General features: G+C 68.2%; 14 protein-coding genes. 5 read left to right on the forward strand and 9 right to left on the reverse strand.

The features are described 5' to 3' along the window. Positions 1–84: 84 nt before the first annotated feature. Together ACIBG5_RS40460 and ACIBG5_RS40465 are read right to left on the reverse strand one after the other, a co-directional pair. Complete coding sequence (locus ACIBG5_RS40460) at positions 85–1,806, reverse strand: IucA/IucC family protein (RefSeq protein WP_396397312.1); 1,722 nt, start codon at positions 1,804–1,806, stop codon at positions 85–87. A gap of 1 nt (position 1,807) precedes the next feature. After that, positions 1,808–2,395 carry a GNAT family N-acetyltransferase gene (locus tag ACIBG5_RS40465; RefSeq protein ID WP_396397313.1) on the reverse strand — a complete coding sequence of 196 codons (588 nt, stop codon included), beginning with the start codon at positions 2,393–2,395 and terminating at the stop codon, positions 1,808–1,810. A gap of 140 nt (positions 2,396–2,535) precedes the next feature. Between ACIBG5_RS40465 and ACIBG5_RS40470 the strand changes: the two genes are divergently transcribed. Then, entirely contained in the window at positions 2,536–3,465 is a 930-nt protein-coding gene (locus ACIBG5_RS40470; protein WP_396397315.1) for a sigma-70 family RNA polymerase sigma factor, read from the forward strand. 67 nt (positions 3,466–3,532) lie between these two features. Further along, positions 3,533–4,207 carry a GPP34 family phosphoprotein gene (locus ACIBG5_RS40475; protein ID WP_396397316.1) on the forward strand — a complete coding sequence of 225 codons (675 nt, stop codon included), beginning with the start codon at positions 3,533–3,535 and terminating at the stop codon, positions 4,205–4,207. On the opposite strand, the gene ACIBG5_RS40480 is transcribed toward ACIBG5_RS40475, so the two are convergent. From ACIBG5_RS40480 to ACIBG5_RS40490, 3 genes are read right to left on the reverse strand one after another with little or no spacing between them, the layout of a single operon-like run. Next, positions 4,204–5,775, reverse strand: coding sequence for a long-chain fatty acid--CoA ligase (locus ACIBG5_RS40480; protein ID WP_396397317.1), 1,572 nt, complete (start codon positions 5,773–5,775; stop codon positions 4,204–4,206). The two genes, ACIBG5_RS40475 and ACIBG5_RS40480, sit on opposite strands and share 4 nt — an antisense overlap. 25 nt (positions 5,776–5,800) lie before the next feature. Next, positions 5,801–6,925 (reverse strand): DUF5938 domain-containing protein, encoded by a 1,125-nt coding sequence (locus ACIBG5_RS40485; RefSeq protein WP_396397318.1) that lies wholly within the window; start codon positions 6,923–6,925, stop codon positions 5,801–5,803. 2 nt (positions 6,926–6,927) lie between these two features. Then, positions 6,928–7,734: an SDR family oxidoreductase gene (locus tag ACIBG5_RS40490; RefSeq protein WP_360458029.1), complete on the reverse strand. Its 807-nt coding sequence runs from the start codon at positions 7,732–7,734 to the stop codon at positions 6,928–6,930. Between the two features lie 173 nt (positions 7,735–7,907). Here ACIBG5_RS40490 and ACIBG5_RS40495 point away from each other — a divergent pair, with 173 nt between their 5' ends. Further along, complete coding sequence (locus ACIBG5_RS40495) at positions 7,908–8,546, forward strand: TetR/AcrR family transcriptional regulator (protein WP_396397320.1); 639 nt, start codon at positions 7,908–7,910, stop codon at positions 8,544–8,546. A gap of 6 nt (positions 8,547–8,552) precedes the next feature. Here ACIBG5_RS40495 and ACIBG5_RS40500 read toward each other — a convergent pair whose 3' ends face one another. Further along, positions 8,553–8,957, reverse strand: a complete 405-nt coding sequence (locus tag ACIBG5_RS40500; protein WP_396397321.1) for a hypothetical protein — start codon at positions 8,955–8,957, stop codon at positions 8,553–8,555. 137 nt (positions 8,958–9,094) lie between these two features. Further along, a complete protein-coding gene (gene deoD, locus ACIBG5_RS40505) occupies positions 9,095–9,808 on the reverse strand; it encodes a purine-nucleoside phosphorylase (RefSeq protein WP_360458037.1) in 714 nt (237 codons plus the stop codon). A gap of 40 nt (positions 9,809–9,848) precedes the next feature. Here deoD and nudC point away from each other — a divergent pair, with 40 nt between their 5' ends. Further along, positions 9,849–10,772 (forward strand): NAD(+) diphosphatase, encoded by a 924-nt coding sequence (nudC, locus tag ACIBG5_RS40510; protein ID WP_396397323.1) that lies wholly within the window; start codon positions 9,849–9,851, stop codon positions 10,770–10,772. Here the strand turns inward: nudC and ACIBG5_RS40515 are convergent, their stop codons facing one another. Further along, complete coding sequence (locus ACIBG5_RS40515) at positions 10,773–13,148, reverse strand: PQQ-binding-like beta-propeller repeat protein (RefSeq protein WP_396397325.1); 2,376 nt, start codon at positions 13,146–13,148, stop codon at positions 10,773–10,775. It abuts the gene before it with no gap. Positions 13,149–13,285: 137 nt separating this feature from the next. Then, entirely contained in the window at positions 13,286–13,525 is a 240-nt protein-coding gene (locus ACIBG5_RS40520; protein WP_396397327.1) for a mycoredoxin, read from the reverse strand. 101 nt (positions 13,526–13,626) lie between these two features. Here ACIBG5_RS40520 and ACIBG5_RS40525 point away from each other — a divergent pair, with 101 nt between their 5' ends. Further along, positions 13,627–15,747, forward strand: a complete 2,121-nt coding sequence (locus tag ACIBG5_RS40525) for an ATP-dependent DNA helicase UvrD2 (protein ID WP_396397329.1) — start codon at positions 13,627–13,629, stop codon at positions 15,745–15,747. Positions 15,748–15,976: the final 229 nt, after the last annotated feature.

The raw sequence follows: 15,976 nt of genomic DNA on the forward strand, positions 1-15,976 counted from the left end.
AGGTGCGCCGGGACGTGCAGACATCGTCCGTGCGAGCGTGGACTCGCGGCGATGGCTTCGGTTGGTGAGTGGCTGGGGTCCGGGTCAGCTGATCGGGTTGTCCAGGGTGCCGGCGAACTGGAGGGAGCCGGCGACGTCGGTGAGGTCGACCATTTGCTGGTTGTTGCGGAGTTGGAGGCGGTTCAGGCAAGACAGGGCGAAGGTCGGGGCGAAGATGTCGTACTTCGCGAAGGCCGCCGCCAACTCGGGGGTCGCGGACTGGTAGTCGCGGATGGAGTCGCCGACCACGGACCAGAAGTCGGCGGGCGTCAGCAGATCTTCGCGGTCCAGGAGCGGGGACAGGAAGCGGAAGATGCAGTCGAAGATTTCGGTGAAGATCGACAGGAGCTTCTCGTCGTCGGGGACCTCGGCGCGGACACGTTCGGCGTCGGCCGGCAGCGGGGTGGCCGGGTCCATCACCGCGATCTCCTCGGCGATGTCCTTCATGATGACCCGGATCGGCACCGCGTCCCGCAGTACCAGGATCAGGTTCTCGCCGTGCGGCATGAACACCAGTTCGTACGCGTAGAAGCTGTGCACGAGCGGGATCAGGTAGGCGTCGACGTACGCCCGCAGCCAGTCCGCCGGCGCCAGCCCCGACGCGCGGATCAGAGCCGCCGCCAGCGACGAACCATGCCGGTCGACATGCAGCAGGCTCGCCATCGTGCCCAGCCGTTCGCCCGATTCCAGCGCCGGCACCGGACTCTCGCGCCACAACGCCGACAGCATCTTCCGGTACGGCGACGTCCTCTGCGTCGCGGCCTCGTAGTACCGGTTGTGATATCCGGCCGCCGCGATCTCTCGCAGTATCGAGAAGCCGTAGCGCTTCAGGACAAGGTCGTTCTCGACCAGGTCGAACGCCCAGTCGTTGATCGCCGGCGTCGCGGCCATGTACGTCGGGGACAGCCCGCGCATGAAGCCCATGTTCAGCACCGACAACGCCGTCTTCACATAGTGCCGCGACGGCTGCGACCGGTTGAAGAAGGTCCGGATCGACTGCTGTGGCTGGTATTCGTCAGGACTCGACCCGACCAGGATGATGTGCCGCTGCGCGATGTCGGCGGCGAACGTGATCGACGTCTTGTTCTCCCACTGCCACGGATGCACCGGCAGGTAGACATAGTCCGCCGGCGCACACCCCGCAGCCACGATCCGCTGGGCAAACGAGAGCAGTACGTCGTCTCCCAGTTCGTCCCGCAGCAGGTCGTCGTACGTGATGGAGCCGCTGTGCGAGACGGTGGCCCGATCCTTGCGTACGGCGATCCACGTGAGCCGCACAGCCGCACCAGTCTCCGGCGCGAACGCCAGGTAGTCGGTCACACCGAACCCGAGCCGCCCATTGTTCGCGACGAAGCAAGGGTGCCCCTCGGTCATCGCGGCCTCGATCGTCTGGAAGTCCGCGGTGACCAGGTCGGCCGCGGTCAGATCCGGCTTGGACAGCTTGTACGCCGCACTCGCCAGCGTGCTGCTGATCTCTTCGAGATACACCGGCAACATGTCGGCGCCGATCCCGAGCCGCTCATGGAACTCCGTGATGAACACCAGCGCATCGATCGGGCCGCCGTCGTGACGCGTGATGCTCGCGGCGTCGATCTCCCAATGGTTCAAGGGATACAGCTGCGCCGAGAACTCATAGGCGCCGACCGCGTAACCGTTGTCCGTGGCAACTGGTTCGAGGATCCGCTCGTGGATGAACTCCGCGAGCGCCTTACGCACCAGCGCACGGTTGACGACGGCCCACGCCTCAGGGTTCAGGTGATCGGTCATGTCAGCCCGCCTCGTTCATCCGCGTCGCCTCGGCGTACTGGTCGCGGGTGCAGAAGCTCAGCCAGGCCCGCTTGTCCGGCAGGTCCACGATGCTGTGCTTGCGGAATCCCATCCGCTCGTTGAGCGCCTGGATCTTGGTGTTGCGGACGTCCGGTTCGACCACGATCCGGTCCACCATGGGGTCACTGAACAAGCTGTCCAGGATCGTCTCGAAGACGGCGCCCGTGAAGCCTGGGATGCGCGCGACCGGCGGTGCGACCAGCACGTGCATGCCGATGTCGCCCGGCGCCACGTCGTACCTCCCGCCGACCGCGTCGTACGACGGCTCGTAGCGCTCCATCAGGAACGCGGGCCGGCCGTCGTGCTCGCCGAGGAGCGCGCGGTGGTGGCCGGACTGTTCGATCCGGAGGTACTCCGCGTGCACGTCCGCACGGGACGCGGTCAGCAGCCCCCAGTAGCGGGCGTAGGGCTGGGTGACCCAGCCGTGCAGGGTGGTGACGTCCTCGGTCAGGTCGAACGGCCGGAGGCTGAGGGTGCCGATGCCGGCGACGAAGCGCCGGTACGTCGGCTCGGGCAGTGCTCTGGTCATGGCGGATCTGCCTTCGAGGTGGGCGAATTTCGAGGTAGGCGAACCTGCTTAGCTAAGGCTTACCTTACTTGATAGCTGACCCTGCATCGAAACCGGCCCGTATCCTGGCGGCGCCCGCAGCCGTCCAGACTGGTATGACGATGACTGACGCACTCGACCTGCCCGAGCTCCGAGCCGCGCGGCAGGCGCGGAGAGACTTCCTCGACCGGCTGGAGCCGCTGCGCTCCGACCTGTACGCCTACTGCCGCCGCCTGACCGGCAACGCCTTCGACGGCGAGGACCTGGTCCAGGAGTCGCTGGCGCGAGCGTTCACCCAGGCTGCGCAGGCGCACAGCCCGATCGCGAACCCGCGGGCTTGGCTGTTTCGCGTGGCGACCAACGCGTACGTCGACAGCTACCGCCGGCAGAAGCCGGTCCTGGTGGACGCCGTGGAGCAGGTCGCACCGACCACAGCGGATCCCGCTGAGGTCCGGGACGCCTGGGCTGAGCTCGTGACGCTGCTGCCGCCGCAGGAGCGGGCGGCACTCGCGCTGAAGGACCTGTTCGGCTTCACGCTCGCCGAGGTGGCCGACGTACTGCGGACGTCCGTGGGCGCTGTCAAGGCCGCGCTGCACCGTGGACGCGGCCGACTGGACTCACCGGAGCGGGAGCAGTCCCTCAAGGTGCGTGAGGCGCCGGACCGCCGCCTGCTCGACGCTGTCGCCGCAGCGTTCAACGCGTACGACGTACCCCGGCTGACTGCTTTGCTGCTGGCCGACGCGCACAGCGAGATCATGGGCGTCCTCACCGAGTACGGCGCCGACCAGATGCGCGACGGGTCCATCGAGCACACGCTCGACCTGTCCAAGCCGTACCGCTACACCGCGGAGGTCCGGGACCTGTGGGGCGAGACCGTGGTGGTCATCCGCATCGTCCGCGACGGCAGCACCGCGGTGAACGACCTGATGCGTGTCAGCACCGAAGACGGCAAGGTGCGCTCGATCCACTGGTACTACTTCTCGCCCGATTTCCTCACCGAGCTCGCCGCCGAACTGGGCGAGCCGGTGGTGCTCAACGGCCACCACTACTAAAGGCGGATACCGCAGGTAACCCGTGCGGCGGATGCGGATGGCCGATCGGCCTGCCTACGTTGGAGGCATGTTGATTGCCGAGGATCTCTTGTTGCTGCTGTACGACGACGAGACCGGGAAGCCGATCGCCGGGTCACCGGGTCTGGACTACTCGCTGGCGGGCGCGGTCCTGATCGAACTGACGCTGCTCGGGAAGATCGACATCACCACCGCGGGCGACGGGGTGAAGCCCGGTCGCCTGAAAGTGCTCGACCCGCGTCCGACCGGTGACGCGATCCTGGACGAGCGGCTCGCCTTCATTGCCGACAAGCCTGGGAAGCGGCCGAAGGACCAGATCGGCCGGCTGTCGAAGAAGCTGCGGGATCAGTTGCTCATGCAGCTCGCAGGGCGCGGCGTGTTGCAGGCGGACGAGGGCAAGGTGCTCGGTCTGTTCCCGGTCACGCGCTGGCCGGCCAAGGACGCGCGGCACGAGGCTGAGGTGCGGGCGGCTCTGGACAGCGCCTTGAAGGTGGGTACGACTCCGAACGAGCGCACCGGTGCCCTGATCGCCTTGCTGAGCGCGCTGAACGTCGTACCGAAGGTCGTCACCGATGCGGTGGACAAGAAGGCGCTGAAGGAGCGGGCAAAGCAGTTGGCCGACTCGGACTGGGCCGCGGACGCGGTGAAGAAGGCGGTCACCGAGATGCAGGCCGCGGTCACCGCCGCGATCATGGTCGCCTCGACCGCAGCGACCGCCGGCTAGCCGACCTCGGCGGCGAGGCGGGCCTTGATGTCGGGCTTGAGGACCTTGCCGACCTTCGATCGCGGCAGATCGGGCCAGAGCAGAACTTCTTTCGGCGCCTTGACGCTGCCGATGCGTTGCTTGGCGAAGGCAATCAGTTCGCCGGGGTCGACCGTGGTGCCGGACTGGAGTTGGACCACAGCCACGACCCGCTCGCCCCACTTGTCGTCCGGACGGCCGATCACGGCGCAGTCCTGGACGGCGGGGTGCGCCATCAACGCCTGTTCGACCTCGGTCGAGTACACGTTGAAGCCGCCGGTGATGATCATGTCCTTGGCGCGGTCGACGATGTAGAGGTAGTTGTCCTCGTCCAGGTAGCCGATGTCGCCGGTGTGGTGCCAGCCGTACTGCGACGCGGCCGCGGTCGCCTCGGGATTGCGGTAGTACCCCTTCATCACCAGCGAGCCGCGGACCACGATCTCACCGCGTTCGCCGCGCGGGACCAGCGTCCCGTCCGCGGCCATGATCGCGGTGGTCACCAGCGGCGAGGGCTGGCCGGCCGACGACAGCCGGGAGCGCGCGATGTTGCCGTCGGCATCGAAGTGCGCGGACGGCGGCATGACCGAGATCATCATCGGCGCCTCGGTCTGGCCGAACAGCTGCGCCATCACCGGGCCGATCCGCCACAGAGCTTCCTCGAGTCGCGCCACCGACATCGGCGCGGCGCCGTACCAGAAGCAGCGCAGCGACGAGAGGTCCGTGCTGTCGAGCTCCGCCGCGGCGAGCACCATGTAGATCAGCGTCGGCGGCAGGAACGTGTGGGTGACGCGATGCTGCTGGATCAGCCGGAGGAAGGCATGGACGTCGGGCGTCCGCATGATGACGATCTCGCCGCCGGACGCCAGGACGGGGAAGCACAGTACGCCGGCCGCGTGGGTCAACGGCGCCAGTGCGAGGTACACAGGCCGGTCGCCGAACGGATAGCCCATCAGGGTCAGCGCCGTCATCGTCTCGAGGTTGCCGTTGCTCAGCATCACACCCTTCGGACGACCTGTGGTCCCACCGGTACCGACGATCAACGCCAGATCGTCGGGACCGGTGAGATCAGGTGCCGGCTGGGACACGCCCCCGCAGAACGCGTCCCAGCCGACGGTTCGGCTCCGGCCGATGAGGTGGGGATCTTGACCCGAGCCTGGATCCTGGTCCACGCAGACGAAGGTACGGATCTTCGGCAGCGCGTCCCGGATCCGATCCACCAGCGGCGCGAACGCGGCCTGGTAGATCAGCGCTTCACAGTCGAACTGGTCGAGCAACTCGCGGTTCTCCGCCGCTTCGTTGCGCGGGTTGATCGGGCACCAGACGGCGCCGGCGCGGCTGATCCCGAACACGCAACTGAACGCGATCGGATCGTTCGCCGCCAGGATCGCCACCTTGCCGCCCGGCTCGACACCACTCGCCGCGAGGCCGGCCGCGATCCGGTAGGACAGCTGCTGGACCTCGGCGTACGAGAGTGTCTCGCCGTCCGTGGTCAGGCAGGGTGCGTCCGGACCGAGCGAGGCGCCCTTGTCGAGGTAGTCGACCAGTCGCACTGCAATCTCCTTGGTGTCCTGGGCCCTAGCGCAGCACCGTGAGCTGTGGCTCGGACACCAGCCCGAAGCTGCGCAGTACGCCGAGCAGCTCGCGGTGACCGAACGCCTGGCAACCACTGGCGAACCCGACCCGCTTCGGCGGCATCTGCAGCAGCGAGTACGCCGCGTACGCCTGCAGCAGACCGGTCTGCTGGTAGTTGCTGTTGCCGTGGATGACACAGTGCGCCCGGCCGAGCGGACCGGAGGCGTGCACGGAGTCCAGGGTCTTGTTCACCCGCGGGTTCTCCCGGGGCGGCATCTGGTTCATCACCTGGCGCGCGGTTTCGCCCAGTGCGGCGCTGCGCTCGTCCGGAGCCATGTCCTTGGTGGCTTCGAGTGCGCCGGCGACGATCTGCGGTACGCCGTTCATCAGTGCGACGTTGAAGACACCGCCCTGCGCCTTGCAGTTGGCGACCCTCGGATCGCGCTTGAACCAGACAGGGTGCGACATGCCACCCCAAGGCAGTGACAGCGCCAGCTCGTGCTGCCCTGGCACCACCAGCGGTACGACGCCTTGCTCGGGGAACTCGACGTACTCGTTCCGCTCCAGGTAGTGCGGCTTGGACGTGGCTGCATTGACCAGGATGCTGCGGGTGGACGCGATCGTCGGACTGCCGCCCCAGAACACCGCGACGTCCAGGGTGTCCAGGCCGGGCTCCTCGAGACACAATTGCGCGGCGATCTCGCTGGTGGTGTACATCTGCGCGATCCCGGGAGCCAGTACCAGACCGGCGTCGGCGAACTTGCGGCCGTACGTCTCGTCGCAGGTCATCAGCCAGTTCTGCTCACCGGTGGTGTCGGTGTAGTGCGCACCGGCCGCGAGAGCCGCTTCGACCGCTGCCGGTCCGAGCTCACTGAACGGCCCGACCGTGTTGAGCACCACGGAGGCGCCCTTGAACAGGTCGGTCAGTGCGGTGACGTCGTGCTCGACCACGGCGATCTCGTAGTCGGCGGTCTCAATGCCGGCTACGTGCGAGTCCATCGACTTCTTGAGCTTGCCCTCGTCACGGCCCGCGGCCACGAACGGGACGTGGTACTGGCGCAGGTACTCACACACCAGCCGGCCGGTGTAGCCGGAGGCGCCGTACACGACGACGGGCTTGCTGGTCATGGTCACATCCCCATTCCGCCGTCGACGGGCAGGCCGATGCCGGTGATGAACCTCGACTCGTCCGACGCGAGGAAGACGACCGCATCGGCGATGTCGGCGACCTCACCGAGCCGGCCGGCCGGGGTCAGACCGATCACCGCGGCGACCGCGGCCTCGGGGGACTCGAACAGTCCGAGCTCCGCGCAGTCGTTGGCCAGGCCCGCGCCCATCGCAGTCGGCACCAGACCGGGGTAGATGCAGTTGACGCGTACGCCGTACCCGAGCTTGCCGGACTCCATCGCGGCCACCCGGGTGAGCCGGTCGACCGCGGACTTGGTCGCGGAGTAGACCGCGATGCCGGGGAAGGCGATCGTGGCGGCGACCGAGGCGACGTTGATGATCGCGCCGCCGTTACCGGCCAGGCCTTCCGGCCGCATCGTCCGCAGGCCCCACTTGATCCCGAGCGTGGTGCCGAGCACGTTCACGTCGAGCATCTTGCGGATCTGCTCCGCGGTCACCTCGGTGAGCAGGCTGGTGATCTCGATCCCCGCGTTGTTCACCAGGATGTCCAGGCCGCCGAGAATGTCGTTGGCCGCGACGACCGCGTTCTCCCAGTCGCCCTCGTCGGTGATGTCGTGCGCGACGAAGCCGTGGCCGCCGCCGTACTCGCTGTCGAGCGCGTCGGCGACGGACTCGCCGAGGTCCTTCTGCAGATCGCTGATCACGACCTTGGCGCCGGCCGCCGCAAGGGCCTTCGCCATCCCTTCGCCGAGCCCCTGGGCCCCGCCGGTCACGAGGGCCTTGCGGCCGGAGAGATCGAGTCCGCCCATCTGAAGCTCCTTTGCTCGAAGCGCACCATGGTCGATTCACACTCTGGCCAGCCTTTTGACAGTCGTCAAGACTTTGTTTGACACTTGTCAAGAAATCTCCCCGCCACGGGACGCGCCTGGCCCGTGGCGGGGTACTCTGACGCCGACGATCCCGGCTGCGGAAGGGTGTGGCGATGAGTGTGACGGCGGATGCCGCGGAGCCGGCCCGGTCCACCCGTGTGTCCGGGATCGACAAGGTCGAGCGGCGCCGGATCGCGCTGGCGGAGTCGGCGCTGAAGACGCTCGGCGAGCTCGGGTACGCCCGGACCAGCCTGCGCGAGATCGCGAACAACTCCGAGTTCACGCACGGCGTCGTGCACTACTACTTCCGGGACAAGATCGACCTGATCAGCTACTGCGTGCGGTACTACAAGACCAAGTGCGCACAGCGGTACGACGAGGTCGTGGAGACAGCGGACTCGGCGGACGAGCTGGCGGTCGGCTTCCTCGGCAAGATGACGCAGACGCTGGTCGAGGAGACCGCGATGCACCGGCTCTGGTACGACCTGCGTGCCCAGAGCATGTTCGAGGAGCAGCTGCGCGCGGACGTCACCGCGATCGACGAGCTGCTGGAGCAGATGATCTGGCGCATCCTCACCCGGTACGCCGATCTGGGCGGTGGCTCGCCGACTGTCGACTCACCCACCGCGTACGCGCTCGTCGACGGACTCTTCGAGCAGGCAGTGGTCGGGTACGCCGCGGCCCCGGACAAGGTCCCGGACCTGCTGGCCGACCGGGTCCGTCAGGTCCTGCCGAGGCTCATCGCGGCGTAGCCGGCCCTACTCTGCTTGGCAGTTCGACTTGCAGAGCTTGTCGGTGAGGGTGAGGTGTGCACCGGGCTCTTCGGTGTCGACCTCGACCGAGTACTCCACCAGCCAGTCGCCGACGGTCAGCTGGGCGGTGGTCTTGCCTTCCTGCTGCGCGAACCAGTCCACGATCTGCTGACCCTGGTTGATGTGGGCGATCTCGAGCGCCTTCGGCAGGACCTTGGCGATCTCGGCCGACGCGACGTCCGCCGGTCCGGCGGAGTGCAGTGACACCACTGGTGGGCGTGGGTGGCTACCCGAGAGCACCCAGACCGACGCGGCTCCCGACGTACAGATGCTGTAGGCACCGTCGCTGCTGCACTTGTAGCCGGCGTCGGACAGGCCTGCGACGACCGCGGTCGCCTTGATGGGCGCCATCACGGTCGCTGCCGCGGTCGGCGTCGTACTGGTTGTGCCACTCGCCTCGGGCTTGTCTGCCTCTGGTGTTGTGCTGGAGGTGCCGGACGAGCAGGCGGTCAGCAGGAGCAGGGCGGCCAGGGCGGTGGCGACCCGGTTCAGACCGGCACCTCGATCGCCGCGTCGAGGGCGATCGTGATCATCTCGGAGAACGTGGTCTGCCGCTCCTCGGCGGTCGTCTCCTCCTTGGTGATCAGGTGGTCCGACACCGTCATGATGCCGAGCGCCCGGCGGCCGAACTTCGCCGCCAGCGTGTAGAGCGCGGCAGCCTCCATCTCGATACCCAGTACGCCGTACTCCGCGGTCCGGGCCACCAGATCGGGGCGGTCGTTGTAGAACAGGTCGCCGGAGAACACCTGACCGACGTGCACGTTCAGGCCGGCCGCCTCGGCCGCGTCCACCGCGGCGCGGAGCAGTTTGTAGTCCGCGGTCGGTGCGTACTCGATGCCGTGGAAGCGCAGCCTGTTCATCTGCGAGTCGGTGCTCGCGGACATCGCCACGATGACGTCCCGGACCCGGACGGCCTCGGTCAGCGCACCGCAGGTCCCGACCCGGATCAGGGTCTGGACGTCGTACTCCGCGAACAGCTCGTTGGCGTAGATGGCCGCGGACGGCTGGCCCATGCCGGAGCCCTGCACAGAGACGCGCTCACCCTTGTAGGTGCCGGTGAACCCGAACATGTTCCGGATCTCGGTGTAGCAGGTCACGTCGGACAGGTAGGTCTCCGCGATCCACTTGGCCCGCAGTGGGTCACCGGGGAACAGCACCCGCGGCGCGATCTGCCCCTTCTCGGCGGCGATGTGAATACTCATGCGAGGGATGCTCTCACGGTGCCGGGATATGTTGAGTCACGTGGCCTACTCCATCGCTCCTGGTTCCCTAGCCCTGTCCCGGTCCGTGCTGGACCGTGCGGCCGATCGCAGACGAGACGCCGACTGGCTGGACAAGGCCTGGGCCGCTCCGGACACGCAGGTGGCGGTGGTGATCGGCGACAAGATGCTGGTGAACCCCGAACGGACCGAACTGCGGTTGCTCGCTCCCGCCGAGGCGCCGGAGGGCGCCCGGATCTTCCTGGGCATCGACCGCGAGTCGGGTGCCGGTCAGACCGCCGACGGTCGCGCTGTGTTCGCGGTCCTGGCCGAGGGCCAGCCGGACGAGTCGTACGCCGGTCTGCGCGAGATGGGCGTGGTCCTGGACAACCGTGAGGCCGGCATCGCGGTGCATGTGATCGGTCTGGCCAACTGGCACGCCGTCCACACGCACTGCGCGAACTGCGGTGAGCACACCGTCGTGGTCGAGGCCGGCCACGTGCGGGACTGCCCCGCGTGCGGCGCGCACCACTTCCCGCGGAGCGATCCGGCGATCATCGTGCTGGTCACCGACGACCAGGACCGCGCGCTCCTCGGCCGCAACGCCGCCTGGCCCGAGGGCCGGTACTCGACCCTGGCCGGCTTCGTCGAGCCCGGCGAGTCGCTGGAGGCCGCCGTACGGCGTGAGGTCCTCGAGGAGACCGGAGTGGTCGTGGGAGCCGAGATCGAGTACGCCGGCAGTCAGCCGTGGCCGCTGCCGTCCAGCCTGATGCTCGGGTTCTACGCGAAGGCGGCGAGCACCGACATCGAGGTGGACGCCGACGAGATCGCTGAGGCCAGGTGGTTCACCAGGGAGGACCTTCGTGCATTGGTCGAAGCCGGCACGATGGCCCTCCCCGGCAGCATCTCCATCTCCCGCCGCCTGATCGAGGGCTGGTACGGAGAGGACCTCACCGGTAGTTGGTGATCACCGGCCAACGTCGGAGCGGGTCGCGGCGACACGGATGAGGGCTCCTTCCCAGCGCTCCACCGTGCCGTCGGACTCCAGCTCCCCGACTGTCTTGTCCACGGCGCGAACGTAGGCGGCGTGGTTCGGCCAGTCGGCTGACGCGTCGGGTAGCTCGTCGGTCAGCGTGCAGCCGTAGCGGACGTTGCGGTTGATCACGTAGCTGTTGACGTTCCCGGTCCACACCGTGGTCCGGAGGTCCGACTGGGGACACGGGTCCGCCGGTGGGGTGTAGGAAGCCAGATTGGTCGGGTTGGTCCAGCCGTCCGGGCGCAGCAACGTGTAGTAGGTGCCGTCCGTTGTCTGCGTGAGCCGGTTGAGGCCGTGGTCGCGCAGTACGGTCGCCTCGCCGTTGAGGCTGTCGACGACGAACAGGCGGCCGCCGGTCACGCCGTACAGGTAGCCGTCGCGCCAGGACAGTGCTCCGTCGTTGGCGCCGGTCCTGCCGGTGAACACCGGGATGGTCCGCAGTACCTGGCCTGTGGCGGGGTTGGCGACGAACACAGTGCCGTCCGCGAGGCCCCACAGGTTGCCGTCCGGTCCGATGCTGAGCTCGTTGATGCTGGCTGCGCCTGGCACTGGGACGACGTCTGTGCTGACAGAGCCGGTCGCCGGATCGACCTTGACCAGGTGGGCCTCGGTCGCGCGCGGCTCGGTGCCCTGGCCGCCTTCGATGCCGGAGCCCGCCCAGAGGGTTGTTCCCATCGGCAGGATCGAGGCGATCGTCTGGTCCACCACCACATCGCGGTACACCGTGAACGCACCGGTCGGTACGTCGTACACCGTGATGGCTCCGCCGTACTCGCCGTACCCGGGAGTGGTGCCGACGTACACATGGTCGCCGGACGGGACCACCGCGAGGGGCCTGTTCTGGTGGTGGCTGTCGACCAGACTGAACAGCTCACGGGGGTTCGTCGGGCTCTCCGGTGCGTGCGGATCCCAGAGCGACAGGCGGCCGTACGGGTAGATGCCGACGTACATCTTGCCGGTGGTGTCCCACCCCCAGCCTTCGACCTGGCCCAGTCGCGTGGTGACCGTGGACTTGCCGGTTGGTGGGTCGTAGACCGACGTCGACCCGTTCAGGTACGCGTTGACGAAGACCTTGCCGTCGGACGGGTTCGAGAGCGCGTGCATGAGTGGCACCGGGACGTACTGGAACGGTGAGCTCCACTGCGCGAGCGTCCCGGCCTGGGGGTCGTACCGGAACGTTCCACCGGAGTAGTTGCCGGCCAGGCCGTAGAGCACCGGTACGCCGTTCTCGGTGACCCAGCCGTAGCCGATCGAAGCGCCACGGGTCAGCCGGACCGTTGGCGACACCGGGCCGATCGTGTTGGTGTCGAGGTCGTAATGGATCAGGGCGAGCGTGCTAGTGGTGAAGTACACGCCACCTGGACCGGCTGCGGACACACCGCGGGCGGCGATCGCGTAGTCCATGACCTGACTGCCGGTCTCGGAGTCGGTGAACTTGAGCTGCTCACCTGTGACTGCGTCGACCACGATCAGACGACTGCTGGCGTTGGCGAAGACCCGACCGCCCGCGTAGTCGAGGTCGATGAAGTCCTTGGCCGGCAGACCCGGTGGGGTGATGTCCTCGACCGCACCGGTCGCCAGGTCGATGCGGAGCAGTCTCGCGTTCGGAGTGGAGATGCCCACGAACAGCGCGTTGTGGTCCGGGTCGTACACCGTCGACCGTGCGTACTGCTGCACCGGGTCGAGTGAGCCGTAGTCGGTGACCTGTCCGGTACTGCCGTCGTACTTGAAGGCGTGTGCGGTCGGGTAGGTGCCCGCGTACACGTTGCCGTTCTGGTCGGCGGTGAGGCCGTAGATCTGTGACTCGCCAGGGATCGGCTGGCCGAGGTCGCTGACCGTGCCGTCCGCCGGGTCGTAGCGATAGAGGTGCGCGTTCGGGTACGTGCCGACGTACACACGGCCGTCCGCGGCCACCACGATCGCCCACGCGCCGGCGGCCCCGTTGAGCGTCACGGTGTTGAGCAACTGGCGGGAGTGCAGGTCGACGACGTTCAGGAGTGCGTTCTCACCGGCGGGTACGGCGTACACGACGTCGCGGCCGTCCGGTGTGCGGCCGATGGCACCCTCCATGATCGTGAGGGAGCTGATCGGTGCGCCGAGATCCTGGATGACGTCGGCGGCCTTGCTGGTCCGGTTGCGGTCGGGGGTGAGCGGACCGGTCTCGGAGGGGAAGAGATCAGGCGGTGGCCGGTGGGGGTCCGGACCGACAGTGGCGGCCGGGCCACCGGTGACGAGCAGTCCCAGCACGACAGCCAGGACCAGAGCGATGCGGAAGAGGGCATGGCGAACTGAACTGCGCGGGATCATGGGCGGGCTCCCTGCGACGTGGTTCCCGCGACGGTATAACGGTCATGACCGTAAAGTCCATAACTCGCGCACTATGACTCGCGGCGCCGACCCTTGAGGGGGTCGGCGCCGCGGGCGTCGTACTGCGGGGTGCCGGGTCAGGCGGCCAGCTTCTCGGCGACCTGGGCCAGCGACGGGTTCGTCATCGCGGTCCCGTCCGGGAAGACCACCGTCGGCACCGTCTGGTTGCCGTTGTTGACCTTCTCGACGATCTGCGCGGCCTCCGGGACCTGCTCGATGTCGACCTCGGTGAACTCGATCCCGGCCCGCGTCAGTTGGCCCTTGAGGCGGTGGCAGTAGCCACACCAAGGGGTCGAGTACATCGTGAAAGCCGCCATCGGCTGTCTCCTTCTGCAAGTGGGCGCGGATTCTGTCCGGCGGCCCGTCTAGGGTTGCTCTCGTCCTACCCGAACCACGCCGCAGGTGGTGCTCTTCCCGCATGTCCCAGCCCGTGAGCGATCTCACACAATCCGTTGCCGTGGGTTCCGCGGATGCTCTGCTCGAGGCGCTCGATCCCGAGCAGCGAGCGGTCGCGACCTCTCTGCACGGGCCGGTTGTGGTGATGGCGGGTGCGGGGACCGGGAAGACGCGGGCGATCACCCATCGGATCGCGTACGGCGTGCGGACCGGGACGTTCGACCCACTGCGGGTGCTCGCGGTGACGTTCACCCAGCGCGCCGCGGGGGAGATGCGCGGCCGGCTCGCTCAGCTCGGCGTCGAGGGTGTGCAGGCGCGCACGTTCCACTCCGCCGCGCTGCGGCAGGCCAGATGGTTCTGGCCCAAGGTGTACGGCGGTGAGCTGCCGATGATCGTGGATCGCAAGTTCCCGCTGCTCACCGAGGCGGCATCGCGCTGCCGGGTCCGGGTGGACACGCCCGCGCTGCGCGACCTGGCCGGTGAGGTCGAGTGGGCCAAGGTGAGCAACGTCCGGCCGGACGACTACGCGAAGCTGGCGCCCCGCTCGGGCCGGACGCTGGCCGCGTTCGACCCGGCGACCATCGCGCGGATCTTCGCGGCGTACGAGGACGTGAAGCTGGAGCGCGGCCGGATCGATCTGGAGGACGTGCTGCTCTGTGCGGTCGCGCTGCTCGCTGAGGACGAGCGGGTGGCGGCGGAGATCCGCCGGCAGTACCGGACGTTCGTGGTCGACGAGTATCAGGACGTCAGCCCGCTGCAGCAGAGCCTGCTCGACCTGTGGCTCGGCGGCCGCGAGGACGTCTGCGTGGTCGGCGACCCGGCGCAGACGATCTACTCCTGGGCCGGCGCCGAGCCGGAGAACCTGGTGCGCTTCGCCTCCCGGCACCCGTCGGCGAACGTGATCAAGCTGGTCCGCGACTACCGATCCACTCCGCAGATCGTCGACATCGCGAACAAGATCCTCGACGCGGCCGGACCGTCCGGACTGCCCGGCCGGGTGACACTGCGCTCCCAGCGCGACGCCGGTCCGGTTCCGGTCTACCGCGAGTACTCCGACGAGGTCGCCGAGGCCGATGCGGTGGCTCGGGCAGTCGCCCGGCTCCGCGACGAGGGGGCTCAGCTGCGGGACATCGCCGTACTGTTCCGGACCAACGCCCAGTCGGAGAACTTCGAGCAGGCGCTGGCCGAGCGGAAGATCCCGGCAGTGCTGAAGGGTGCCGAGCGGTTCTTCGAGCGCGCCGAGATTCGGCAGGCCGCCGTACTGCTGCGGGGCCAGGCCAAGGCCGGGGACGTCTCGGACGATCTGGTCGAGGTGGTGACCGGGGTGCTCGGCGGAGCGGGGTGGACGCCGGAGCCACCGACCGGGACCGGTGCCGTCCGGGACCGGTGGGAGTCGCTCAGCGCGCTGGTGACGATGACTTCGGACTTCGCCGCCGAGAATCCGTCGGCGAAGTTGCTGGATCTGATGGCGGAGCTCGACCGGCGGGCCACGATTCAGCACGCGCCGCTGGCCGAGGGGGTCACGCTGGCCACGCTGCACGCGGCCAAGGGCCTGGAGTGGAACTGCGTCTTCATCGTGGGCGCGCACGAGGGGACGCTGCCGATCAGCTACGCCCAGACGCCGGCGCAGGTGGAGGAGGAGCGGCGGCTGTTCTACGTCGGGGTGACGCGGGCGAAGGACCAGCTGTTCATCAGTTGGTCGACGTCACGTTCCCCAGGTGGGCGCGGTCAGCGGGGTCCGACCCGGTTCCTCGACCCGATCGGCGTCCGTACGTCCCGGCCACCAACAGCGCGGGAGCCGTCTACGGACCGCTCCGAGCGCGCCGCCCGGTCCGGCCGGCCGATCCCGAAGTGCCGCGTCTGCGGTCGCGGCCTGCTCGATCCCGGTGCCCGCAAGCTCGGCCGCTGCGAGGACTGTCCCTCCACGATCGACCAGGACCTGTACGACGCCCTGGTCGCCTGGCGCACGGAGCAGGCGGCGTCCGAAAGCATGCCGGCCTTCGTCATCCTCACCGACGCCACCCTGACCGCGATCGCCGAGACTCGTCCCGCCGACGAACAGGCCCTCCGCCGGATCCCGGGTATCGGCCACACCAAACTCACCAAGTACGGCGCCCACATCCTGACCCTCTGCACGCGCTGATCTCGTCCCGCCCGATGACCTGCCCTTCCGGGCAGACCATGGCTACTGGCCGGAAATGTGTTGCCAGGCAGGGGGAGTGGGGCGCACCCTGGAGGACAGGCCGTGTTCTGCTCCTGGCAGACGTGGCAATTAGGTGACACAGGCAACGATCCCGGAGCGTGCGGATGACGTCCCGGAGCGTGCCGGAAGACCGTCGAGGCAGCCAGATTCGGACGCCGAGGCGGCAACT

Origin of the sequence: Kribbella sp. NPDC050241, assembly GCF_044459685.1 — a bacterium.
Lineage (GTDB): Bacteria > Actinomycetota > Actinomycetes > Propionibacteriales > Kribbellaceae > Kribbella.